Genomic DNA, 23,637 nt, shown 5'->3' with positions numbered 1-23,637 from the left:
TCTGAAATCGCCCCGTCAAACACGATGGCCGGAATCTGACAGGGATTTGGGGGGTAAACCGGCAGGGATGCCGGTTTAGCCGCGCTGGGCCAAGGATGGCCCATCGCGGCGGCCCCCCAAATCACTGGCGGATTGCGGGCATGCCGAGCCACAGCGAGGCACCGAGTGTTGGGGCGAGGACCTTTTGCTTACTTTTCGGTCCTTCGAAAAGTGAGCCGCTGTAAGAGCGGAACCATAAGCCGCCGTTACCTAAATAACGGATATACACACCCCCCAACACCCCCCACAAACCAAACCCCGCAAAAGCGGGGCCTGATCACATCCAAACGAAACCTACTTGGGCGGCACCCAGGTCACCTCGCTGATCCCAAACTTCTCCGCCCAAGGCCGGGTAGTTTTCTTGACCTGCTCATGACCCACGCGCCCAATGCGGCTGACATGGGCAATATCAGCATCGACCGCCGCCCAATGCCACGCTTCAGCGTTATTCATCACTTCGGCGCGTACCACAAAGGACTTCGGTTGACCGTGCAGTTGATAGTGAATGGTGTAGATTTTTGCGGTACTCATGTTGCCTCCCTGTCTTGTTATAGATGGATAGGCGGGCGTTCAAAAAGGTTCACTCAAAATGACAAGTCGCACACTGGCGCGGCATAGTGACGCATCCGCCACGCGCCCAAGGATCGCGCCATGTCCCGATTGACTCACAGCCAGCTCTACCTGCAGCGTCTGGGCTACGACTCAGCCCCGCCACCCACGCTCAAAACCTTGCAAGACCTGCAGCTGCGTCACGTGTGCACCTTCGCCTTTGAGAGCCTGTCGACATTGCTGCATTCACCGGTGCCGATTGACCTGCCCAGCATCGAGCAAAAGGTCTTGCTGGACGGGCGTGGTGGTTACTGTTTCGAGCTTAACTACCTGTTCCTGGCGCTGTTGCAGGAGCTGGGCTTCGACGCCCGCGGGCTTACCGGCTGGGTGGTGATGGGCGGGCCGCCTGATGCGCGCACCGGGCGCACCCATCGCCTGAGCCTGGTGACCCTGGACGGCGTGCGTTATGTCACCGATGTCGGTTTCGGCGGCATGGTGCCCAGCAGTCCGTTGCAGCTGGATACCGAGGTGCCCCAGGCCACCGCCCATGAACCTTATCGCCTGACCTTCAACGGTGCCGATTACACCCTGTGGGCGCAGGTGGGTGAGGAATGGCGTGGCTTATATGTGTTCGACCTGCAAGTGCAGGCCGATATCGACTACACCATCGGCAATTGGTACGTGTCGACGCACCCGGCTTCCGTTTTTGTCGGTCAGCTGAAAGCGGCGCGATTGGCACCGGGTAAACGCCATACCCTGGCCAATGCCAATTACGCGGTTCACTGCCTTGACCAGCCCAGCGAAAAGCGCGCAGTCGAGAGTGCTGATGAGTTACTGGAATTGCTGCAGGGCACCTTCGGTATTCGTTTGCCAAGTCATCCGCAGCTTCGCCAAACCCTTGATGGCTTAGTAATGGAAAACTCCAGGGAGCCTTGAGCTAGAGCCTTCGCTGAACCGTTTTACCTTCATGTCAATGCAAATTAATTCGAGCCTTTGGCAAAAGCCGAGGTTCGAACCGGTTCCTGAATAATTTGCTCACCAGACAAGGAGATGTAAAACGATGTCCAAGCTATTCGGAAAATTCCTCAAGGGTTCCTCACTGCTGGCGCTGGTCACCGCGCCTGCTGTGGTGTTCGCCGCAGCACCGACTGGCCCGATTTCCGTCCTGGGCCTGCAGGGCAGCTATAACGATTTCAAACTCGAAGGTGGGCAGCGACACGGTAGACCTCAAGGACCGCACCAACCCTTACGCCGAGCATTCGACTGTCCGCCCAAGCCCCCTTTGTGTCCCCCAAAACCCTCAACGCCCTGCCTTCGCTGCCTTAGTGTGCAAACAGCTTCCACTGCACAATAAGAGAGGGTGGCCATGCCCCGCACCGCGTTACTGTTGCTCGTACTCAGCCTGCTGACGGCCTGTGACGACACGCCCAAACCTGCCCCCGAACGCACTGCTGCGACCACGACCGTGCCCACCGACCCGGCACTGGCCCAGGTCTACGACACCAGCTGCAAGCTATGCCACGCCAACCCGGCGGCCGGCGCGCCGTTGGCGGGTGACAAGGCTGCCTGGAGCCCGCGCGTCGCCCAGGGCGCCGACACGCTGCTGGATCACAGCATCAACGGCTACAACGGCATGCCGCCGATGGGGCTGTGCATGCAGTGTTCCGAAGCGCAGTTTCTGGCGCTGATCAGCTTTATGGCCGGTGTTCAACTCCAATAATAAAAAGAGGTGGTGGATGGCGTTTTCACGGCGGCAACTCTTGCAACGCTCGGCAGTGGCCGGGGTTTTTCTGGCCCTGTCGAGCAACCCGGTACTGGCCCAGTTGGCCCGCGCGCCACGGTTGATCCCGTGGCGTAACTGGTCGGGCGCGCAGACCTGCCTGCCGCTGGCGCGCCTGGCGCCCAAAGACCTGGATGAATTGGTGCAAATGATTCGCCAGGCACCGAGCACTATTCGGCCCGTAGGCTCGGCACATTCGTTCAGTGCCCTGGTGCCCACCGACGGCACCTTGTTGTCGCTGAGTTACTTCAATGGGTTGTTGGACCATGACCCCGCCACCTTGCAAGCGACCTTTGCCGCCGGCACGCCGATGTCGCGCATGGGCCCGGCGCTCAAGGCCATCGGCCAGGCGCTGCCGAACATGGCGGACATCGATTACCAGACCCTGGCCGGGGCGATTTCCACCTCCACCCATGGCACCGGCGTGGGCTTTACCTCGTATTCCGGTTGCGTCACCGGCCTGCAACTGGTCACCGCCCAAGGCGCCGTGCTGGACTGCGATGCGCAACGCCATCCCGAGCTGTTCAGCGCCGCCCGCGTGTCCCTCGGTGCGCTGGGGGTGGTCACCCAGATCCGCTCGCAGAACCGCGCACCGTACCGCTTGCGTGAGCGTCAGTGGATCGCCAAGACCGAAGAGTTGCTGGAGGATGTGCACAAGAACACCCGCGAAAACCAGCACTGGGAAATGCTCGTGGTCACCCATTCCGACTACGCGCTGTCCATCGCCCTCAACGAAACCGATGACCCCGAAACGCCTCCCGTCGACCCGGCGGAGGCGGGCGGCAATGAGTTTGTGTCGATCATCGAAAAGCTCGACAAGTATGGCAGTGATTTCCCGGGCACCCGCCGCACCTTGCTCAACAGCCTGCGTTTTTTTGCCAGCTTCCAGGACCGCGTGGCCGAGTCGTTCCAGGTCTATGCCAATGTGCGCAACGTGCGTTTCAACGAGATGGAATATTCGGTGCCCGCCGAACATGGCCCGGCGTGCCTGCGGGAAATCCTCAAGCTGATCACCGACAAGGACCTGCGCACCTGGTTTCCTATCGAGTATCGCTACGTCAAGGCCGATGACATCCCTTTGAGCATGTTCGAAGGCCGCGACAGCTGTTCGATTTCGGTCCATCAGCATTACGCCATGGACCATCACAACTTCTTTGCCGCCGTGGAGCCGATTTTCTGGAAGTACGCCGGCCGCCCGCACTGGGGCAAATTGCACACCCTTAACGCGCGCACCTTGCAGCCGCTGTACCCGCGCTGGGACGAATTCACCCGCGTGCGCCGCGAGCTGGACCCGAGCGGCAAGTTCCTCAATGCGCACCTGCAATCCATCCTGGGAGTGGCCTGATGAAACGCCGACATTTTGTGCTGGGCGCCGCAGTGGCGGCAGTGGCGGGTGGCTGGTGGCTGCGCCCCAGTGATCGCGGCGGCCCGTACAGCGAGTATTTCCGCAGCCTTAATGATGAACTCAAAGCCCATGGACCGATGCGCCCGGTGATGCTGATAGACCTGGACCGCCTTGATCACAATATCGACGTGGTGATGCAGTCGGTGCAGCGTGGTGGCAAGCATTTGCGCCTGGTGGAGAAGTCGCTGCCGTCGCCGGGGTTGCTGGCGTATATCGCCAAGCGCGCGGGCACTGCGCGGCTGATGTCGTTTCATCAACCGTTTCTGAACCACGATGCGCAGGTGTTTCCCGAGGCCGACATCCTCATGGGCAAGCCGTTGCCGGTGCGCTCGGCCGAGCTGTTTTATCAAACCCATAAAGGCCCGTTTGACCCGGCCAGGCAATTGCAGTGGCTACTGGACACGCCAGAGCGGTTGCAGCACTACCTGGCGTTGGCGCAAGGGTTGGGCACGCGGTTGCGGGTGAACATCGAGCTGGATGTGGGGCTGCATCGCGGCGGCATTAGCGATAACGCGGTGCTGGGGCGGATGCTCACGCTGATCAGCGCCAACCCGCAGCACTTGGAGTTTGCCGGATTTATGGGCTACGACCCGTTTGTGGGCATGGGCGTGCCGGGTATTCTCGGTTCGCCCCAAGCGCTGTTTGAGCAGGTGATGCAGCGCTACAACGGCCATGTTGATTTCACCCGTCAGCAGTTTGCCGGGTTATGGCGTGAGGGGCTGACGTTGAACACGGCTGGCAGCCCCAGCTATCGGATTCACGAGCAGGAAACACTCAGTACCGAGGTGTCGGTGGGTACCGCGTTGCTCAAGCCCACGCATTACGATTTGCCGTCGTTGAGCGAGCATGTGCCGGCAGCGTTTATCGCCACGCCAGTGTTGAAAAGCACCGGGTCGGTGGAGATTCCGGCGCTGGATGGCAAGTCGCGGGTGTTTTCGTGGTGGGATCCGAATCAGCGCGAGACGTTCTTTATTTATGGCGGTAACTGGATGGCGCAATTCGAGTCGCCGCAGGGGCTGCAAAGCAATGAGCTGTTTGGGCGCAGTTCCAATCAGGAGATGGTCAACGGCTCGCCAGCGGTGGGATTGAATATTGAGGATCAAGTGTTTTTGCGCCCGACCCAGAGTGAGTTTGTGTTGTTGCAGTTTGGGGATTTGCTGGGGGTGCGGGACGGGAAAATCGTCGAGACCTGGCCTGTTTATGCCTGACGCAAAGCGCTCGAAATGTGGGAGTGTGATTGTGGGGGGCTGGCTTGTGTGGGAGCAGGCAAGCCAGCTCCCACACAAGTCAGTGTTCCTGTTTCAAGTCGGGTTTTTACAGGGCAAAGGGAATGGTGAGCTTGGCCCACAACATATCGCCTTCCGGCCGGTTCTTCACATCAAACTCTTTAGCCCAGCGCACCTCTGCACTGGCGTATTTCAAGAAGGTGAAATACACCGCCGGGCCAATGGCAAACACTTGTCCCTTGACCCCATCATTCACTTCATCACCATAGATGTTTACCACCGTGCGCCCGTACTGCTTATCGTCGGTGATCTGCTTGAGGTAATAGCCGTTGACCCCCAGGCTCAGGTTGTCGGTCACCTTGTAGCTGGCCGAGTAGTCGAAATGGAAAATCTGGCCGGAGCGGTAGTCGGTGTCGTGGTTTTCTTCGTTGAAGCTGTAGGTGGTCTTGATCGACAGTTCGGTGCGTTCATTGGGCATCCAGGTCGCCGAGACCAGCGGCTTGTAGGTGTAGAAGTTGTTGCTGGTGTTGGCCAGGCGCGTGGCGTCGTATTCGCCGGTGGGCAGGGTGAATTCCACGGCGGCGGCCAGGGTCAGGTTTTTGCCCATGTCCCACAGGATGATCGGCGCCAGGGTGCTGTCGCCCATGCTTTCGCGGGTGTCGGACATACCGAACAGCGACACCTGTTGCTTGATATACGGCTGGGCGATGTAGCCGCCCAGGCGCCCGCCGAACACACGCACGGGGCTCAGGTAGTCCAGGCGTGGGATGATCGCGTCGGACTTGATCCGCACTTGCGAGACCTTGCCGCCGAGGGAGCTGATGTCCAGTTTGCGTGCCTGGTAGTGGTTGTAATACAGGTTGAACGCGAACATATGGTCGGGCAGGTTGTTCACGTCCAGCGGCAGGATGTAGAAGCCATCGGTGCCGGGGCCGATGTTGTCGACGCCGCCTTCGGTGGCCAGGGCCGGCAGGCTGAGCAGGCTCAACAACGCCAGTTGCAGGGGGGGAAGTGCACGGGTGGGGTTCATGTCTGGCCTCTTTATTATTGTTAGGGCACCGCTGACGTTAGAAATATGCCTTCAGCGCCCGGCGGGGCAGGGTTTTGGCGGCCAGATAGGGGGACTTTGCCGGACAGGTTTCACTCAGGATGCAGCGGCTCTTGCAAGCGCCTATGATTAACAGGATGTTTCTAAAACAAGAACTGAAGTACTCAGTCGGGAACCCGTGAGCCATGCAAAGGAAAGCCGTTGACCCGCAATTTGAATTGGCGCTGGTGTCGCCCTTCCTGTTGCAGACCCTCGGGCACGTGGTAGCGCAAAAGGGCGCGAATGCCGAAGCGTTGTGCCGAGGCCTGGGGTTTACCCTGGCCGACCTGGATGACCCGGCCCAGCGTATTTCCTATCGCCAGGCTGTGGCGATGATCCAGCGCGCACTCAAGGTGCTTCCCGATCAGGGGCTGGGCCTGTGGGTGGGGCATCAGAACGTGCTGGGCACCCTCGGCCTGCTCGGCCATGTGATCTCCCTGTGCAAAACCCTGCGCGATGCATTTGCCATTGGCGAGCGCCATCAGCACACCTCAGGCGGCATCGCCACCACCCGTACCCATGAGACCTTGGAAGAAGTACACGTCGACGTCGAATGCCTGCTGCCGTTTGCCGAGGTGCAGGTGTTTGCGGCCGAAGAGTTCTTCGCCAGCCTGATGGTGTATGGCCGCGCGCTCGTGGGGGAGACGTTTATGCCCCTGCGCATGGAGTTCGTGCACGCTGCGCCGCCTTACCAGGCTGAGTACCAACGCCTGTTTGGCGCGGATGTGCGCTTTGGCTGCCTGCACAATCGCATGGTGCTGGCCCCGCATTGGCTGGATAAACGCCTGCCTAATCACCACGCCTTGGCGTTGCGCCAGGCCCTGGAGTTGCTGGAGTTGGAGAGCGCGCAGTTACACCAGAAGATGGACCTGATCCAGGCCGTTGAACGCGCTATTTCGCGGGATTTGCAGGGCAGCCAGCTGGAGAAGGTCGCCGGCGACTTGAACATGAGTGGGCGCACCCTGCGCAGGCGCCTGACCGAACACGGGCTGACGTTCGAAGCGTTGCAGGAGCAAGTGCGACGTGCACGTACCATGGGGTTGCTGGGGAATCCGGGGCTGTCGATCGAACGTATTACCGAGGAAGTCGGTTATAGCGATGTGCGCAGTTTTCGGCGGGCCTTCAAGCGCTGGACAGGGGTGAGCCCGAGTGCGTTTCGTGGCGAAGGAGGAGGGGCCTAGTCCTCGGGGTAGCCGATAAGCCTGTATGAAAAAGCCCCGAACCTGTCGGGGCTTTGTCCATCAACCCAAGGCCGCGAGCTGCGCCACGGTTTCCGGAAAGCGCGCCACCAGCCGAATCAAGGTGGTGGCCTGGGCGTTGGGCTTGGCCCGGCCTTGTTCCCAGTTTTCCAGGGTGCGCACGTTGGTACGCAGGTACATGGCGAACACCGAGCGCGAGAGGTTGAGCTGTTGGCGCACGGCCACCACTTCTTCGGCGCTCAGGGGGGCCAGGTTGTTGAGATGGACCTTGTGGGTCCGCAGGGTGACTTTGCCTTGGCGTTCTTCGGCCAGGGCGTCGAAGCCTTCGACCAGTTCGGAAAAGATTTCACGTTTCATGATGTGTTCTCGCTTTGATTTCCCTGTCCAGCATGTGTTTTAAGGCTTTCTTGTGATTGGGGGTAAGGTCATCCTGTTCGTGTTTGCCGTACAGGGTGAATAACCAGAACTGCGTGCCGCCCGACCACCAGTAGTAAATGACCCGCAAGCCTCCGCGTTTGCCTTTGTTGCGTCGCTCATCGACGAAACGGACCTTGCGCAACCCGCCGGTTCCCTCGATGACGTCGCCCGCTTGCGGATTCTTCATCAACTCCTGTTGAAAGCCTTGGAATAGCTCGTCACTCAGATAGTCCCTGCGATGCCGTTCAAAGGCCGGCAACTCGATAAATAGAGCATCCATGTTCTGTACGTAGCCTGCGTATAGTGTGGTGGCCCACGCGCCCGGGGTCAAGTGACCTGGCTGTGGGAACTTTCCTAAAACACAATCACCATACGGCTAGGTTCAGCGGCTAGATGCCAGACAAAGAGGTAGAGGAGGAAGGAAATTTCAGCGCACAGGGGAGGGCAAAAGAATTGAAAGTCCAGAAACGCAAAACGGCGCCCGAAGGCGCCGTTTCGTTTACTGCATCAAGCTAAGCGATCAAACGCCCAGTACCGCGTGCTGCACCAGGGTGAGCAACGGTTGTGGGTACACGCCCAGGAAGAACGCGAGCAGGGCGATGGCCAGCAGCATCACGCCGCCTGCCTTCTGTTCCCAGTGCAACTCGGCATCCACACGGCGCAGGTTTGGCTCGATCAGGTACAGGGTGACCATCACGCGCAGGTAGTAGAACACGCCGATGGCGCTGCCCAGTACCAAGGATGCAACCAACCACCATTCATGGGCTTCAACACCGGTAGCCACGATGTAGAACTTGCCGATAAAGCCTGCGGTCAGCGGGATACCGGCCAGGGACAGCATCATCACGGTAAGCACGGCGGTCAGGTACGGACGGCGCCAGAACAGGCCGCGATATTCGTACAGGGCGTCGGCATCACGACCTTTGAACGGCGAGGACATCAACGTGATCACGCCAAATGCGCCCAGGCTGGTGATCACGTAGGTGACCAGGTACACGCCCATGGCTTCCACGGCCAGGCCTTTGCTCGCCACCAGGGCGATCAGCAAGTAGCCGAAGTGCGCGATGGAGGAATAACCGAGCAGACGCTTGAGGTTGTTCTGGGTCAGGGCCAGCAAGTTACCGAACAGGATCGACGCAATGGCGATCACGGTCAGCACGGTGCTCAGCACGCCGGTGTTGGCCGCAGGCGAGATCTGGAACAGACGCACCATCACAGCAAACACGGCAACCTTGGACGCGGTGGCCAGGAACGCCGCCACTGGCGCCGGGGCGCCTTCGTACACGTCCGGGGTCCACAAGTGGAACGGCACCAGGGACAGCTTGAACGCCAGGCCGATCAGCATCATCGCCAGGCCCAGTTGGGCAATCGGTGCAGGCATGTTGGTGGTCGCCAGGGCGTGACCGATACCGGTGAAGCTCAGGTTGCCGGCCTCTGCGTAGAGCAGCGCCATACCGAACAACAGGAACGCGGAACCGGCCGCCGACAGCACCATGTACTTGATGCCGGCTTCCAGCGAGCGCTTGTTGAAGAAGGCGTAGGCCACCAGGCCGTAAGTCGGGATCGACAGCAGTTCCAGGCCGATGAACAAGCCGGCCAGGTGCTGAGCGCTGACCAGCACGATGCCACCGGCCGCAGCCAGCAGAATCAGCAGGTACAGCTCTTCCTTGTTGCCGGGGTAGCCGGTGCCGCCTTCGCCGAGGTAGGCGTGGGCGAGGGTGACGCAGGCCAGGGTGGCAACGAGGATCAACGCGATGTACAGCAGCGCGAAGTCATCGACCATCATCAGCGGGGTCACGGCCAATGGCGCGACCTTGAGTGCCGGGATGATCGACAGCAGGGCCAGGTTAAGACCGGCACACGACAGCAGGAACGTTTGCGAGTGATTGCGGCGCCAGGCGATTGCCAGCATCACCGCCACAACGGTGAGGCTGGTAATCAGCAGCGGCGCAAGCGCGATAAAGTGTTGGATCGTGAATTCCATAGCGCTCTTACCGGGCCGAAGCGAGTTGAGAGAAGGCGGTGCCGATCCACTGCTGCACGCCATGCATCGTCGCGGCAGAAGTGTCCAGGAACGGTTGCGGGTACACACCGATGTAGATCAGCAGCACCGCAAGGCCGAGCACCATGATCAGTTCGCGAGCATCCATCCCTTGCAGGACGGTGTCGGACTTGGCCGGGCCGAAGTAGGCGCGGTGGATCATGATCAGCGAGTAGACCGAACCAAACACCAGGCCCGAGGTAGCAATGGCGCTGATCCACGGCGTGTGTACGAACGAACCCATCAGGATCAGGAACTCGCCGATGAAGTTACCGGTGCCCGGCAAGCCCAGGGATGCGGCGGCGAAGAACAGGCTGATGGCCGGCAGGTACGCGATGCGCGACCACACGCCACCCATTTCACGCATGTCACGGGTGTGCAGGCGCTCGTACAGCTGACCACTGAGGATAAACAGTGCCGCGGCCGAAACACCGTGGGCCAACATCTGGATCACCGCGCCTTGCAGCGCCAGTTGGCTGCCGGAGTAGATGCCGATCAGTACGAAACCCATGTGGGAAACGGACGAGAAGGCAATCAGACGCTTGATGTCGGTTTGCGCAAAAGCCAGGAACGCACCGTAGAAGATCCCGATCAGACCCAGGGTCATGGCGATCGGCGCGAACTCGGCCGAGGCATTCGGGAACAGTGGCAGGGCGAAACGCAGCAGGCCATAAGCAGCAGTCTTAAGCAGGATACCGGCGAGGTCGACGGAACCTGCGGTCGGTGCCTGGGCGTGAGCGTCAGGCAACCAGGAGTGGAACGGCACCACCGGCAGCTTCACCGCGAAGGCGATGAAGAAGCCCAGCATCAGGATGTACTCGGTGGTCAGCGACATCTTGGTTTTCAACAGGTCGGCGTAGTTGAAGGTAATCACGCCAGTGTTGTTGAAGTTGACCAGTACCAGACCCAGGATCGCCACCAACATGATCAGGCCGGAAGCCTGGGTGAAGATGAAGAACTTGGTCGCCGCGTAGATCCGGGTTTTCTTGCCGTCCGAAGAACTGTGACCCCAGAGCGCGATGAGGAAGTACATCGGCACCAGCATCATTTCCCAGAAGAAGAAGAACATGAACAGGTCCAGCGCCAGGAACACGCCGACAACGCCGCCCAAAATCCACATCAGGTTCAGGTGGAAGAAGCCCACGTGACGCTGAATTTCTTTCCAGGAGCAGAGTACCGAGAGGATACCCAGCAAGCCGGTCAGCAAAATCATCAACAGCGACAGGCCGTCGAGGGCCAGGTGCACGTTGATGCCGAAGCGCTGGATCCACACGTGCTTGAATTCAAGCGCGAAGGTTGGATCGACACCCGGTGCCGGAGCGAATGAATAGTCACCGTGCGCCCACAGCCAGAGGCCGAGCGCGAGTTCCAGGGACATGGTCAGCAACGCAATCCAGCGGGGCAGGGTGGCGCCGAAGCGTTCACCCATCCAGCAGAGCAGGCCGCCGATAAAGGGGATCAGGATTAGCCAGGGCAGAATCATGACGGGCTCGTTTCCTTTTGCAAGTTCGCAAAGTACGCAATGTTCATAGTCATACCGCCACCACCACGATGGCACCGATCACCAGCACCGCACCGGCAGCCATGGACGCGGCATACCAACGCAATTGGCCCGTCTCGCTGCGGCTCAGGGCGGTGTGACCGGCCTTGGCGGCGCGCGGGATCAAACCGATGGTCTGGTCGAGCGGGTCTTTGCGCAGAAGGTGGCTGATAGCAAGGTATGGCTTGACGAACAGTTTGTCGTAGATCCAGTCGAAGCCCCACGCAGCGAACCACCAGGCTGACAGGAAGCGACCAATGCCACTGTTGGCCACAGCCGTCACGAAGCGACGCTTGCCGAGGAACAGCAGCGCGGCCAGCAGGATACCGGCGATGGCGATGGCGCCCGAGGCGATTTCCAGGCTGTGCTTGGCGGCGCCACCGGCATGCCCGGCGCTTTCCGGCAGTACACCGGCCAGAGGCGGGGTGATCATGGCGCCGATGAAGGTCGACAGGATGATCAGCACCGACAGTGGCAACCAGTGGGAGATGCCGTGGCCTGCGTGCGCTTCGGTCTTGGCTTCACCGTGGAAGGTGATGAAGATCAGGCGGAAGGTGTACAGCGAGGTCATGAACGCACCGACCAGGCCTGCATACAGCAGGTTCTGGTTACCGCTGGCGAACGCTTCCCAGAGGATTTCGTCCTTGGAGTAGAAACCTGCGGTCACCAACGGCAGGGCGGCCAGGGCGGCACCCCCGACGATGAAGCTGGCGTAGGCCAATGGCAGTTTCTTCCACAGGCCGCCCATCTTGAAGATGTTCTGCTCGTGGTGGCAGGCAACGATCACTGCACCGGAGGCAAGGAACAGCAGGGCCTTGAAGAAGGCGTGGGTCATCAGGTGGAAAATCGCCGCGTCCCAGGCGCCAACGCCCAGGGCCAGGAACATGTAGCCAATCTGGCTCATGGTCGAGTAGGCGAGGATACGCTTGATGTCGGTCTGTACCAGCGCGGCAAAACCCGCCAGAACCAAGGTCACACCACCGACCAGTCCTACAAGATGCAAGATTTCCGGCGCCAGGGTGAACAGGCCGTGGGTACGCGCGATCAGGTAGACACCCGCAGTCACCATGGTTGCCGCGTGGATCAGCGCCGACACCGGCGTAGGACCGGCCATCGCGTCCGCCAGCCAGGTTTGCAGCGGCAGTTGTGCGGATTTACCCACAGCGCCGCCCAGCAGCATCAGGGTCGCCAGGGTGATCCAGAAGTCACCAACCTGGAATTTCTGCGGTGCCAGCACCAGCAGTTCCTGGATGTTCAGCGTGCCCACTTGTTGGAACAGGATGAACAGGCCGATGGCCATGAACACGTCGCCGATGCGGGTGACGATAAAGGCCTTGAGTGCCGCGTTACCGTTGTTGCGGTTGCTGTAGTAGAAACCGATCAACAGGTACGAGCACAGGCCCACGCCTTCCCAGCCGAAGTACAGGAACAACAGGTTATCGCCGAGTACCAGGAACAGCATGCTGGCGATAAACAGGTTGGTGTACGAGAAGAAGCGCGAGTAGCCGGCCTCACCACGCATGTACCAGGACGCGAACAGGTGGATCAGGAAGCCTACACCCACCACCACGCCGAGCATGGTGATCGACAGGCCGTCGACGTAGAGGGCGAAGTTGGGCTTGAAGCCGTCCACCGACATCCATTGCCACAGCACCAGGGTGTAGTGGCCGCCTTCCGGCGGCGCCACGTTGAATTGCCAGATGACGTAGGCGGCGACGATCGCCGACAAGCCAATGGAACCCACGCCGATCAAGGCAGAAAGGTTTTCCGACCAGCGTCCACGGGAGAACGACAGCAGCAGGAAACCGATCAGGGGAAATACGAAAGTCAGAAAGATCATGTTCATCCGCGCATCTCACTGGCAGCGTCGATATCAAGCGTGTGGAAGCGACGATACAGTTGCAGCAGGATCGCCAGGCCAATACTGGCCTCGGCGGCTGCCAGGCTGATCACCAGGATGAACATGACTTGCCCATCCGGCTGCGCCCATCGGCTACCTGCAACAACGAACGCCAGTGCGGCGGCGTTCATCATGATTTCCAGGCTCATCAACACGAACAGAATGTTACGGCGAACCATCAGGCCGACCAGGCCAAGGCAGAACAGGATGCCGGCGACCGCCAGACCATGCTCCAAAGGGATAGCAGGCATCGTCATTGCTCCTTGGCTTCGTTGCGGCCCAAGTGGAAGGCGGTGATGGCTGCCGCGAGCAGCAGCATCGAAGCCAGTTCGACCACCAGCAGGTACGGGCCGAACAGGCTGACGCCCACGGCTTTCGCGTCTACGGTGGTGTGGCCGATGGCCTGGCCGCTCTGGTGAGCGAACAGCACATACAGCAGTTCACCCAGCAGCAGGGCTGTCAGGATGACCGGGCCGAGCCAGATGCCGGGCTTGAGCCAGACGCGTTCCTGGGCGACCGAGGCCGGCCCCAGGTTGAGCATCATCACCACAAACACGAACAGCACCATGATGGCGCCGGCGTAGGCGATCACTTCCAGCACACCGGCGAACGGTGCGCCGAGGCTGAAAAAAGTCATGGCCACGGCGATCAACGAAATGATCAGGTAGAGCAGGGCGTGCACAGGATTGGTGTTGGTGATCACGCGAAGCGTGGACACCACTGCAATACCGGACGCGAAATAGAAAGCGAATTCCATCTTTCTTCCTTAAGGCAGCAAGCTCTTCACGTTGATCGGCTCGGCTTCGTTTTGTGCGGCGCCCTTCGGCTTACCGGCAACGGCCATACCTGCAACACGATAGAAGTTGTAATCAGGGTTTTTACCGGGACCAGAGATCAGCAGATCTTCTTTCTCGTACACCAGGTCCTGACGTTTGAACTCGGCCATCTCGAAATCCGGTGTCAGCTGGATGGCGGTGGTCGGGCAAGCTTCCTCGCAGAGGCCACAGAAAATGCAGCGCGAGAAGTTGATGCGGAAGAAGTCCGGGTACCAGCGACCGTCTTCGGTTTCAGCTTTCTGCAGGGAGATGCAACCCACCGGGCACGCCACGGCGCACAGGTTGCAGGCTACGCAACGCTCTTCGCCATCGGGGTCGCGGGTCAGTACGATGCGGCCGCGATAGCGCGGCGGCAGGTACACCGCTTCTTCCGGGTATTGCAGGGTGTCGCGTTTGCGAAAGCCGTGACCGAACACCATCACCAGGCTTCGCAACTGGGTACCGGTACCCTTAACGATGTCGCCAATATATTTGAACATGGGTCAAATCCTCACTGAACCGCGCCGGCTGGCGTGTTCAACAACACAACGGCAGCCGTCACCAGCAAATTGATCAGGGTCAGCGGCAGGCAGAAGCGCCAGCTGAAATCCATCACCTGGTCGTATCGTGGACGCGGAATGGAAGCGCGCAGCAGGATAAACAACATGATGAAGAACGCGGTCTTCAGGAAGAACCAGAAGAACGCCAACTGCGGCAGGATGCCGAACGGACCGTGCCAGCCGCCGAAGAACAGCGTGACCAACAGGGCCGAGATCAAGATGATGCCGATGTATTCGCCAACGAAGAACATGCCCCATTTCATGCCGGCGTATTCAATGTGGTAACCGTCAGCCAGTTCCTGTTCCGCTTCCGGCTGGTCGAACGGGTGACGGTGAGTCACGGCGACGCCAGCGATGAAGAAGGTGCAGAAGCCAAAGAACTGCGGAATGATGAACCACAGGTTCTGCGCCTGGTACTCGACGATGTCGCGCATGTTGAACGAGCCGACCTGCACCACGATGCCCATCAGCGCCAGGCCCATGAACACTTCGTAGGACACGGTCTGGGCCGAAGCCCGCAAGCTGCCCAACAGGGCGAACTTGTTGTTGCTCGACCAACCGGCGAACAGCACCGCATAGACCGACAAACCGGCCATGGCGAAGAAGAACAGCAAACCGATGTTCAGGTCCGCCACGCCCCAGGTCGGGGTGATCGGGATGATCGCGAAGGCGATCAGCAAGGCGCTCATGGCCACGACCGGTGCCAGGGTGAAGATCACCTTGTCGGCAAACGGCGGGGTCCAGTCTTCCTTGAAGAACATTTTCAGCATGTCGGCGGCGATCTGGAACATACCGAACGGGCCAACGCGGTTCGGACCGTAACGGTCCTGCCACCAGCCCAGCAGGCGACGTTCGACGAAGCTGAGCAGGGCGCCAGCAACGACCACGGCCAACAGGATCACGATGGCCTTTACGACCGAGATGATCACGTCGATCACTTCAGGGGTGAACCAGGTCATTGCGCTGCCTCCTGCAGACCGTCAACGGTTTTGCCAAAGATCGCAGGTGGAATACCCGCAAGGCCTTTCGGCAGTGCAACCAGGCCAGCACCCAACTCATCATTGATACGCAGCGGCAGACGCAGGGTCTGGCCAGCCACGTTCAGGCTGAGCAGGGCACCGTCGTTGACGCCCAGGCGATCGGCTTCGGACTTGGCCACGGACACGTAGGCTTCAGGAATGCGACTTTGCACCGGCGCAGCTTTGGAAGAGGTCTCTTCGCTGCCGAACAGGTGGAAGAACGGCACAACCTGCCAGGTGCCCTGGGCCGGGTTGAATGGACGCGGCACGGCGGCGAACCAGTTCAGCGAGTCACCGGTGCTTTCGATCAGGCGGGTGCCTGGGTCGCCAGCGCGGATGTGACCACCGACTTCGTCCTGGAACTTGTTCCAGGCTTGCGGCGAGTTCCAGCCCGGCGACCAGGCAAATGGCACCTGCTGACGTGGCTCGACCGAGCCCGAGTAACCTTCCATGGAGAAGGCAAACGCGGTATCCGGGTCTTGCGGGGTACGCGGCTCGTGCACGCTGATGTCGGCGCGCATGGCCGTACGGCCGGAGTAACGCAGCGGTTCACGGGCGAGTTTCATGCCCTTGATGCGGAACGAGGCGGACGGAGCAGCGTCGACGATACGGGCCAGCTGCGGGGCGCTTGCGGCGGCAGCAGCGGTCACGTGGTCGAGCTGGGTCCAGTCGATCGGCTGGTTCAGCAAGGTCGCACGCAGGGCATGCAACCAGCGCCAGCCTTCGTGAACCAGGATGCTGGCGTCCATGTACTTCGGATCGAACACCTGGAAGAAGCGCTGGGCGCGGCCTTCCTGGCTGACCAGGGTACCGTCGCCTTCGGCGAAGGTGGCAGCTGGCAGTACCAGGTCGGCACGCTCGCTGGTGGCGGTCTTCTGGTGGTCGGCCACGATCAGTACTTTGGCGGCGTCCAGTGCAGCGTCAACCTTCGCGGCATCGGTGCGGGTGTACAGGTCGTTTTCCAGTACCACGATGGCGTCGGCATTGCCGTCGATCACCGCTTGCAGGGCGGCGTCCAGGGACTCGCCACCGAGCATGGCCAGGCCGAGGCTGTTGGCTTCCGGCACGACCAGGCTGATGGAACCGTTCTTGTCGCGCAGCTTCAAGGCCTTCGCGATATTCGCAGCAGCCTCAATCAGTGCCTTGGAACCCAACGAGGTGCCGGCAATGATCAATGGGCGCTTGGCCGCGAGCAGGGCGTCGGCGATGCGCTGGGCCAGTTCAGCGGCTTCAGCGTCCAGGCCTTCGACGGCAGGCGCGCTGGCGTCGAGGGCGTGGGCTACGGCGAAACCGATGCGGGCCAGGTCGTCCGGCGCTGCGTGAACGCATTCTTCGGCGATGTCGTCGAGCTTGGTTTCAGCCAGGCTTGCGATAAACAGCGGGTTCAGCGCGTGCTGGCCGATGTTTTTCACCGCGGCGTCGAGCCAAGGCTGTACGCGCATGGCGTCGGCCATGTCTTCGGCCTTGCCTTTGACCGACTGACGCAGCGACAGCGCAATACGCGCGGCAGTCTGGGTCAGGTCTTCGCCGAGGACGAAGATCGCATCGTGGTCTTCGATGTCGCGCATGTTCGGGACTGGCAGCGGGCTGTCGTTCAGCACTTGCAGGACCAGGCGGATGCGCTCCAACTCACCGGCTTCGATACCGGAGTAGAAGTGCTCGGCACCCACCAGCTCGCGCAACGCGTAGTTGCTTTCGAGGCTGGCACGCGGGGAACCGATACCGACGATGTTGCGGCCGCGCAGCAGGTCGGCGGCTTTATCCAGCGCGTCGTCCAGGCTCAGCTTGGCGCCACCGGCCAACAGCGGCTGGCGTGGGCGGTCTTCGCGGTTGACGTAGCCATAGCCGAAACGGCCACGGTCGCACAGGAAGTACTGGTTGACCGAACCGTTAAAGCGGTTTTCGATGCGACGCAGTTCGCCGTAGCGCTCGCCCGGGGAGATGTTGCAACCGCTGGAGCAGCCATGGCAGATGCTCGGCGAGAACTGCATGTCCCACTTACGGTTGTAGCGCTCGGAGTGAGTCTTGTCGGTGAACACACCGGTCGGGCAGACCTCGGTGAGGTTGCCGGAGAACTCGCTTTCGAGCACGCCGTCTTCAACGCGACCGAAGTACACGTTGTCGTGGGCGCCGAAGACGCCCAGGTCGGTGCCGCCGGCGTAGTCTTTATAGAAACGCACGCAACGGTAGCAGGCAATGCAGCGGTTCATTTCGTGGGAAATGAACGGGCCGAGGTCCTGGTTCTGGTGGGTGCGCTTGGTGAAGCGATAACGGCGCTCGTTGTGGCCGGTCATCACCGTCATGTCTTGCAGGTGGCAGTGACCGCCTTCCTCACAGACCGGGCAGTCATGCGGGTGGTTGGTCATCAGCCATTCGACGACACTGGCGCGGAACGCCTTGGATTCTTCATCTTCGATGGAGATCCAGGTGTTGTCGGTGGCTGGGGTCATGCAGGACATGACGATACGACCACGGGTGTCGTTCTCGTCGGTGTACTGCTTGACCGCGCACTGGCGACAGGCACCAACGCTACCAAGCGCGGGGTGCCAGCAGAAATACGGGATGTCGAGGCCTAGTGAGAGACATGCCTGTAACAGGTTGTCTGCCCCATCGACTTCGAGCGCTTTGCCGTCTACGTGGATAGTGGCCATGGTTCAAAGTTCTTCGTTGGCCCGTTGTCAGCGGGCGTGGCTAATGGAATCTTGTTATTCATGGGCATCAACACAGCCTTTACGGCGTCAGCCCATGAGAAGGCGAAGGGCACGGACCCTTCGCCTTTAAAGCGTTACGCGCCGACTACGATCGGCCTTGCCAGAGGCGGGACGGCGGCGCTGACAGGCGCGATGCCGGCTTCGAACTCCGAGCGGAAGTATTTGATTGCGCTGCCCAATGGCTCCACGGCGCCCGGTGCGTGAGCACAGAAGGTCTTGCCTGGGCCGAGGAAACCGACCAGACCCAGCAGGGTCTCGATGTCGCCTGGCTGGCCCTCACCGTTCTCGATCGCCATCAAGAGCTTGACGCTCCATGGCAAGCCGTCACGGCACGGGGTGCAGAAGCCGCACGATTCACGGGCAAAGAACTGCTCCATGTTGCGCAGCAACGAAACCATGTTCACGGTGTTGTCCACCGCCATCGCCAGGCCAGTGCCCATACGGGTGCCGACCTTGCCGATGCCGCCGGCATACATTTGTGCGTCTAGGTGCTCGGGGAGCAGGAAGCCGGTACCGGCGCCGCCTGGCTGCCAGGCTTTCAAGGTGTAGCCGTCGCGCATGCCGCCGGCGTAGTCCTCGAACAGCTCGCGTGCGGTGACGCCGAACGGCAGCTCCCACAGGCCAGGGTTCTTGACCTTGCCGGAGAAGCCCATGAGCTTGGTGCCCATGTCTTCGCTGCCTTCGCGGGCCAACGATTTGTACCAGTCGACGCCGTCGGCGATGATCGCCGGCACGTTGCACAGGGTTTCAACGTTGTTCACGCAGGTAGGCTTGCCCCACACGCCCACGGCGGCAGGGAAGGGCGGCTTGGAGCGCGGGTTGGCGCGACGACCTTCGAGGGAGTTGATCAGTGCGGTTTCTTCACCGCAGATGTAACGCCCGGCGCCGGTGTGCACGAACAGCTCGAAGTCAAAACCCGAGCCGAGGATGTTCTTGCCCAGCAGGCCTGCAGCCTTGGCTTCTTCCACGGCACGGTTGAGGTGCTTGGCGGCGGTGGTGTATTCGCCACGCAGGAAGATATAGCCCCGGTAGGTTTTCAGTGCACGGGCACTGATCAGCATGCCTTCGATCAGCAGATGGGGCAGTTGCTCCATCAGCATGCGGTCTTTCCAGGTGTTCGGCTCCATTTCATCCGCGTTGCACAGCAGGTAGCGAATGTTGATGGATTCGTCTTTGGGCATCAGGCCCCACTTAACGCCAGTGGGGAAGCCAGCACCGCCGCGGCCTTTAAGGCCGGCGTCTTTCACGGTCTGGACGATATCGTCCTGGGCCATGTCGGCGAAGGCTTTGCGCGCCGCCGCGTAACCGTTCTTGGCCTGGTACTCGTCGAGCCATACCGGCTCGCCGTCGTCACGCAGGCGCCAGGTCAGCGGGTGGGTTTCAGGCGAACGCTTGATCAGGTTGGCCGGGCCGAAAGATGTAAGGGTCATGGGTAGCCCTCGAGCAATTGGGTCACGCCAGCAGGCTGCACGTCACCGAATGTGTCGTCGTCGATCATCAACGCCGGCGCCTTGTCGCAGTTGCCCAGGCAGCACACCGGCAGCAGCGTGAAGCGGCCGTCCGGAGTGGTTTGGCCGAGGCCAATGCCCAGCTTGTTCTGGATTTCGCTGACCACTGATTCATGGCCACCGATGTAGCAGACCATGCTGTCGCACACGCGAATGATGTGGCGGCCGACCGGCTGGCGGAAGATCTGGCTGTAGAACGTGGCCACACCTTCAACGTCGCTGGCAGGGATGCCGAGGATCTCGCCGATGGCGTAGAGGGCGCCGTCCGGCACCCAGCCACGTTCCTTCTGGACGATCTTCAAGGCTTCGATAGACGCCGCGCGCGGGTCTTCGTAGTGATGCAGCTCGTGCTCGATGGCCGAGCGCTCGGTTTCACTCAAGGTGAAACGGTCTGTCTGGATAAGCGTGCTGTTCATGCTTAGCGGTCCACGTCGGCCATAACGAAATCGATACTACCCAGGTACGCAATCAAGTCCGCGACCATCTCGCCTTTGATCACCGAAGGGATCTGCTGCAAGTGGGCAAAGCTTGGGGTACGAATCCGGGTGCGGTAGCTCATGGTGCCGCCATCGCTCGTCAGGTAATAACTGTTGATACCCTTGGTCGCTTCGATCATCTGGAAGGATTCGTTGGCCGGCATCACCGGGCCCCACGAAACTTGCAGGAAGTGCGTGATCAGGGTTTCGATGTGCTGCAGCGTGCGCTCTTTCGGCGGCGGCGTGGTCAGCGGGTGATCCGCCTTGTACGGGCCAGCCGGCATGTTGCGCATGCACTGCTCGATGATCTTCAGGCTCTGGCGCATTTCTTCAACGCGCACGATGCACCGGTCGTAGGCATCGCCATTGGCGGCCAGCGGCACTTCGAACTCGAAGTTCTCGTAGCCCGAGTACGGCCGTGCTTTACGCAGGTCGAAGTCGCAGCCGGTCGAACGCAGGCCGGCACCGGTGACGCCCCATTCCAGGGCTTCCTTGGTGTTGTACTGCGCGACGCCGATGGTACGACCCTTGAGGATGCTGTTGTCCAGCGCAGCCTTTTGGTACTCGTCCAGACGCTTGGGCATCCAGTCGATGAACTCCTTGACCAGGCGCTCCCAGCCGTTCGGCAGGTCGTGCGCCACACCGCCAATGCGGTACCAGGCCGGGTGCAGGCGGAAACCGGTGATGGCTTCGATAACCTTGTAGGCGCGCTGACGGTCGGTGAAGGTGAAGAACACCGGGGTCATGGCGCCAACGTCCTGGATATAGGTACCCAGGAACAGCAGGTGGCTGGTGATGCGGAAGAACTCGGCCATCATGATGCGGATGGTGTCGACGCGGTCCGGCACCTTGATACCGGCCAGCTTCTCGACCGACAGCACGTACGGCAGGTTGTTCATCACGCCGCCGAGGTAGTCGATACGGTCGGTGTACGGGATGAAGCTGTGCCAGGACTGGCGCTCGGCCATCTTCTCGGCACCACGGTGGTGGTAACCGATGTCCGGCACACAGTCGACGATTTCTTCGCCGTCCAGTTGCAGGATGATACGGAAGGCACCGTGAGCCGAAGGGTGGTTCGGGCCCAGGTTGAGGAACATGTAGTCCTCGTTGGTGCCGGAGCGTTTCATGCCCCAGTCTTCCGGACGGAAGCGTGCAGCTTCTTCTTCAAGCTGCTGCTTGGCGAGGTTGAGGCTGAACGGGTCGAATTCGGTTGCGCGGGCAGGAAAGTCCTTGCGCAGCGGGTGACCTTCCCAGGTCGGCGGCATCATGATGCGCGTCAGGTGCGGGTGGCCCGGGAAGTCGATACCGAACATGTCCCAAACTTCGCGCTCGTACCAGCTGGCATTCGGCCAGATACCGGTGACGGTCGGGATGCTCAAGTCGCTTTCGGACAGCGCGACCTTGATCATCACGTCGCTGTTACGTTCCAGCGACATCAAGTGGTAGAACACGGTGAAATCGGCACCGCTCGGCAAACCTTGACGCTTGGTGCGCAGACGCTCGTCCACGCCATGCAGGTCATAAAGCATGACGTACGGCTTGGGCAGGTTGCGCAGGAAGCTCAGGACTTCGACGAGCTTGGCGCGCGCCACCCACAGCACCGGCATACCGGTGCGTGTGGCCTGGGCGGTGAAGGCGTCAGGGCCAAAACGGTTATTGAGTTCGACAACCACATCCTGGTCGTCTGCCTTGTAAGGCGGGATGTACAGAGCACTGCCTGTAGTCATGGTTTTTTATCGCTTTCGGTCAACGTAAAGAATGAAGCCAGGTTTTCGTTCTATAAAAGAAGCGGGGCTGGATCAGACTTCGTCGGGGCTGCGCAGGTTGGTGACTGCGATTCGCTGTTCGCGGCGCTGTTCCTTTTGTGACGGCATCTCGGCGCGATAAACGCCTTGATCACCGACCACCCAGGAAAGCGGACGACGCTCCTTGCCAATCGACTCCTGCAACAGCATCAAGCCTTGCAGAAAAGCTTCAGGGCGGGGCGGGCAGCCAGGCACGTAGACGTCCACGGGCAGGAACTTGTCCACCCCTTGAACGACGGAGTAGATGTCGTACATGCCACCGGAGTTGGCGCACGAACCCATGGAGATAACCCACTTCGGTTCGAGCATTTGCTCGTAGAGACGCTGAATGATCGGCGCCATTTTGATAAAGCAGGTGCCGGCGATAACCATGAAATCCGCCTGGCGCGGTGATGCCCGGATAACTTCGGCGCCAAAGCGCGCGATGTCGTGGGGCGCCGTGAAGGCGGTGGTCATTTCCACGTAGCAGCACGAAAGGCCGAAGTTGTACGGCCACAGGGAGTTTTTACGCCCCCAGTTGACCGCGCCACTCAGCACGTCTTCGAGTTTGCCCATGTAGATGTTTTTGTGGACTTGATCTTCTAACGGATCGGAGACGGTTTCCCGTTCGCCGATAGGGTACTGATCGTTAGGAGCATCCGGGTCGATCCTGGTGAGATTGTATTGCATCGCCAAAGCCTCATTGTTTCAGCTTCGCTTGCCGCTTACGACGAGCTTCCGGAGCCCAGTCAAGGGCGCCCACTCGGAATAGGTAGACAAGGCCTGCCAACAGAATTGCTATGAAAACGAGGGCTTCGACGAATCCGGTCCAGCCGCTTTCGCGGACGGACACAGACCAGGCAAAGAGAAAGAGGGCTTCGATATCGAAGATCACGAACAGCATCGCGACCAGATAGAATTTGGCTGAGAGCCGCAAGCGGGCGCCACCTGTAGGCAGCATGCCGGACTCGAACGGTTCATTTTTGCTGCGGCCCCAGGCTTTTGACCCGAGGAGGCTGGAGACGCCGAGCATGAAGGCACAAAGGCCGACAACACCGAGGAGGAAAATGGCAAAGCCCCAGTTGTGGGCCATGAGTCCTGTCGCTTCGGTCATGCTGGAAATCCTTAACAGAGAGCAAAGGTCTCTGAGCTCGAAAAAGTAACGATGCAGTGACGATATGTCGCACTGCAATCAATCGCGGTGATTTTATGGCTAAACACCGGGCAAGTAAAATTCCTATAGCGAAATTATTCGATGGAATAAGCACATAGTGCACCTTCTTGGGGCTGTAGCCCTTGTGGGGCGGGGATTAGCGGGCATTTAATCAAATGTGTTTTGTTTAAGCGGTAAAGAAGTTTTCATCGGCTAAATGATAATGAATATTGTTTGCGCAGGATTTAAGCGAATGTTTCTCGTGTGGCGCGGGAAGTTGTTGTTACTTGCGTGATTGCTGCTAGTTGCTGGAGGGGATCTTTTAACCGATTTGATTCAGGCAAATAGCGCCCTAGGTCAATGTTTTGCGCAAAACCTTCAGGGTCGACACGGTCGATGTGGGAGCCGGCTTGCCTGCGATGGCGGTG

General features: G+C 60.2%; 22 protein-coding genes. 5 read left to right on the top strand and 17 right to left on the bottom strand.

What is annotated here, in order from left to right; translation table 11 throughout:
* Positions 1–333: 333 nt before the first annotated feature.
* Positions 334–570, bottom strand: coding sequence for a DUF6555 family protein (locus tag HBO23_RS25765; RefSeq protein WP_017137532.1), 237 nt, complete (start codon positions 568–570; stop codon positions 334–336).
* Positions 571–690: 120 nt separating this feature from the next.
* Between HBO23_RS25765 and HBO23_RS25760 the strand changes: the two genes are divergently transcribed.
* The 4 genes from HBO23_RS25760 (at position 691) to HBO23_RS25745 (ending at position 4,981) form a co-directional block, all read left to right on the top strand.
* Positions 691–1,524, top strand: a complete 834-nt coding sequence (locus tag HBO23_RS25760) for an arylamine N-acetyltransferase (RefSeq protein ID WP_017137531.1) — start codon at positions 691–693, stop codon at positions 1,522–1,524.
* A gap of 430 nt (positions 1,525–1,954) precedes the next feature.
* On the top strand, positions 1,955–2,308 hold the full coding sequence (locus tag HBO23_RS25755) for a c-type cytochrome (RefSeq protein ID WP_099548032.1): 354 nt from the start codon (positions 1,955–1,957) through the stop codon (positions 2,306–2,308).
* 76 nt (positions 2,309–2,384) lie between these two features.
* Positions 2,385–3,713 (top strand): D-arabinono-1,4-lactone oxidase, encoded by a 1,329-nt coding sequence (locus HBO23_RS25750; RefSeq protein ID WP_170040241.1) that lies wholly within the window; start codon positions 2,385–2,387, stop codon positions 3,711–3,713.
* Between the two features lie 59 nt (positions 3,714–3,772).
* On the top strand, positions 3,773–4,981 hold the full coding sequence (locus tag HBO23_RS25745) for a DSD1 family PLP-dependent enzyme (protein WP_170040239.1): 1,209 nt from the start codon (positions 3,773–3,775) through the stop codon (positions 4,979–4,981).
* A gap of 106 nt (positions 4,982–5,087) precedes the next feature.
* On the opposite strand, the gene HBO23_RS25740 is transcribed toward HBO23_RS25745, so the two are convergent.
* Positions 5,088–6,029, bottom strand: a complete 942-nt coding sequence (locus tag HBO23_RS25740) for a transporter (protein ID WP_170040231.1) — start codon at positions 6,027–6,029, stop codon at positions 5,088–5,090.
* A 203-nt stretch (positions 6,030–6,232) separates the two neighbouring features.
* Here HBO23_RS25740 and HBO23_RS25735 point away from each other — a divergent pair, with 203 nt between their 5' ends.
* Positions 6,233–7,267, top strand: a complete 1,035-nt coding sequence (locus HBO23_RS25735) for an AraC family transcriptional regulator ligand-binding domain-containing protein (protein ID WP_017137526.1) — start codon at positions 6,233–6,235, stop codon at positions 7,265–7,267.
* A 60-nt stretch (positions 7,268–7,327) separates the two neighbouring features.
* Here the strand turns inward: HBO23_RS25735 and HBO23_RS25730 are convergent, their stop codons facing one another.
* The 15 genes from HBO23_RS25730 to HBO23_RS25660 all read right to left on the bottom strand — a co-directional run bounded on the left by HBO23_RS25730 (position 7,328) and on the right by HBO23_RS25660 (position 23,170).
* On the bottom strand, positions 7,328–7,642 hold the full coding sequence (locus tag HBO23_RS25730) for an XRE family transcriptional regulator (RefSeq protein ID WP_017137525.1): 315 nt from the start codon (positions 7,640–7,642) through the stop codon (positions 7,328–7,330).
* Positions 7,632–7,982 (bottom strand): toxin, encoded by a 351-nt coding sequence (locus HBO23_RS25725; protein WP_026013737.1) that lies wholly within the window; start codon positions 7,980–7,982, stop codon positions 7,632–7,634. The genes HBO23_RS25730 and HBO23_RS25725 overlap by 11 nt, the downstream gene beginning before the upstream one ends.
* 240 nt (positions 7,983–8,222) lie before the next feature.
* Positions 8,223–9,686 (bottom strand): NADH-quinone oxidoreductase subunit NuoN, encoded by a 1,464-nt coding sequence (nuoN, locus tag HBO23_RS25720; RefSeq protein WP_170040229.1) that lies wholly within the window; start codon positions 9,684–9,686, stop codon positions 8,223–8,225.
* Between the two features lie 7 nt (positions 9,687–9,693).
* Entirely contained in the window at positions 9,694–11,226 is a 1,533-nt protein-coding gene (gene nuoM, locus HBO23_RS25715) for an NADH-quinone oxidoreductase subunit M (RefSeq protein ID WP_017137522.1), read from the bottom strand.
* 49 nt (positions 11,227–11,275) lie between these two features.
* Positions 11,276–13,129 (bottom strand): NADH-quinone oxidoreductase subunit L, encoded by a 1,854-nt coding sequence (gene nuoL, locus HBO23_RS25710; RefSeq protein ID WP_138450408.1) that lies wholly within the window; start codon positions 13,127–13,129, stop codon positions 11,276–11,278.
* Positions 13,126–13,434, bottom strand: a complete 309-nt coding sequence (gene nuoK, locus HBO23_RS25705; RefSeq protein ID WP_017137520.1) for an NADH-quinone oxidoreductase subunit NuoK — start codon at positions 13,432–13,434, stop codon at positions 13,126–13,128. Before nuoK ends, nuoL begins: the two co-directional genes overlap by 4 nt.
* A 2-nt stretch (positions 13,435–13,436) precedes the next feature.
* A complete protein-coding gene (nuoJ, locus tag HBO23_RS25700) occupies positions 13,437–13,940 on the bottom strand; it encodes an NADH-quinone oxidoreductase subunit J (RefSeq protein WP_170040227.1) in 504 nt (167 codons plus the stop codon).
* Positions 13,941–13,949: 9 nt separating this feature from the next.
* Positions 13,950–14,498, bottom strand: a complete 549-nt coding sequence (nuoI, locus tag HBO23_RS25695; protein WP_003174725.1) for an NADH-quinone oxidoreductase subunit NuoI — start codon at positions 14,496–14,498, stop codon at positions 13,950–13,952.
* 11 nt (positions 14,499–14,509) lie between these two features.
* The gene (gene nuoH, locus HBO23_RS25690; RefSeq protein WP_017137518.1) at positions 14,510–15,517 is read right to left on the bottom strand and encodes an NADH-quinone oxidoreductase subunit NuoH; all 1,008 of its coding nucleotides are present in this window, start codon (positions 15,515–15,517) and stop codon (positions 14,510–14,512) included.
* Entirely contained in the window at positions 15,514–18,228 is a 2,715-nt protein-coding gene (gene nuoG, locus HBO23_RS25685) for an NADH-quinone oxidoreductase subunit NuoG (RefSeq protein WP_170040224.1), read from the bottom strand. The genes nuoH and nuoG overlap by 4 nt, the downstream gene beginning before the upstream one ends.
* Before the next feature lie 134 nt (positions 18,229–18,362).
* Complete coding sequence (gene nuoF / locus HBO23_RS25680) at positions 18,363–19,718, bottom strand: NADH-quinone oxidoreductase subunit NuoF (RefSeq protein ID WP_017137516.1); 1,356 nt, start codon at positions 19,716–19,718, stop codon at positions 18,363–18,365.
* Entirely contained in the window at positions 19,715–20,212 is a 498-nt protein-coding gene (gene nuoE, locus HBO23_RS25675) for an NADH-quinone oxidoreductase subunit NuoE (protein WP_003174721.1), read from the bottom strand. The genes nuoF and nuoE overlap by 4 nt, the downstream gene beginning before the upstream one ends.
* A 2-nt stretch (positions 20,213–20,214) precedes the next feature.
* A complete protein-coding gene (gene nuoC / locus HBO23_RS25670; protein ID WP_017137515.1) occupies positions 20,215–21,999 on the bottom strand; it encodes an NADH-quinone oxidoreductase subunit C/D in 1,785 nt (594 codons plus the stop codon).
* 72 nt (positions 22,000–22,071) lie between these two features.
* The gene (locus HBO23_RS25665) at positions 22,072–22,746 is read right to left on the bottom strand and encodes an NADH-quinone oxidoreductase subunit B (protein ID WP_012724951.1); all 675 of its coding nucleotides are present in this window, start codon (positions 22,744–22,746) and stop codon (positions 22,072–22,074) included.
* Positions 22,747–22,756: 10 nt separating this feature from the next.
* Positions 22,757–23,170, bottom strand: a complete 414-nt coding sequence (locus HBO23_RS25660; protein WP_003219575.1) for an NADH-quinone oxidoreductase subunit A — start codon at positions 23,168–23,170, stop codon at positions 22,757–22,759.
* Between the last annotated feature and the right edge of the window lie 467 nt (positions 23,171–23,637).

Source organism: Pseudomonas sp. WS 5532 (genome assembly GCF_012985445.1).
Lineage (GTDB): Bacteria > Pseudomonadota > Gammaproteobacteria > Pseudomonadales > Pseudomonadaceae > Aquipseudomonas > Aquipseudomonas edaphica.
Note: the sequence above shows the minus strand (reverse complement) of the source record. Positions and strands in the feature narration are given on the sequence as shown.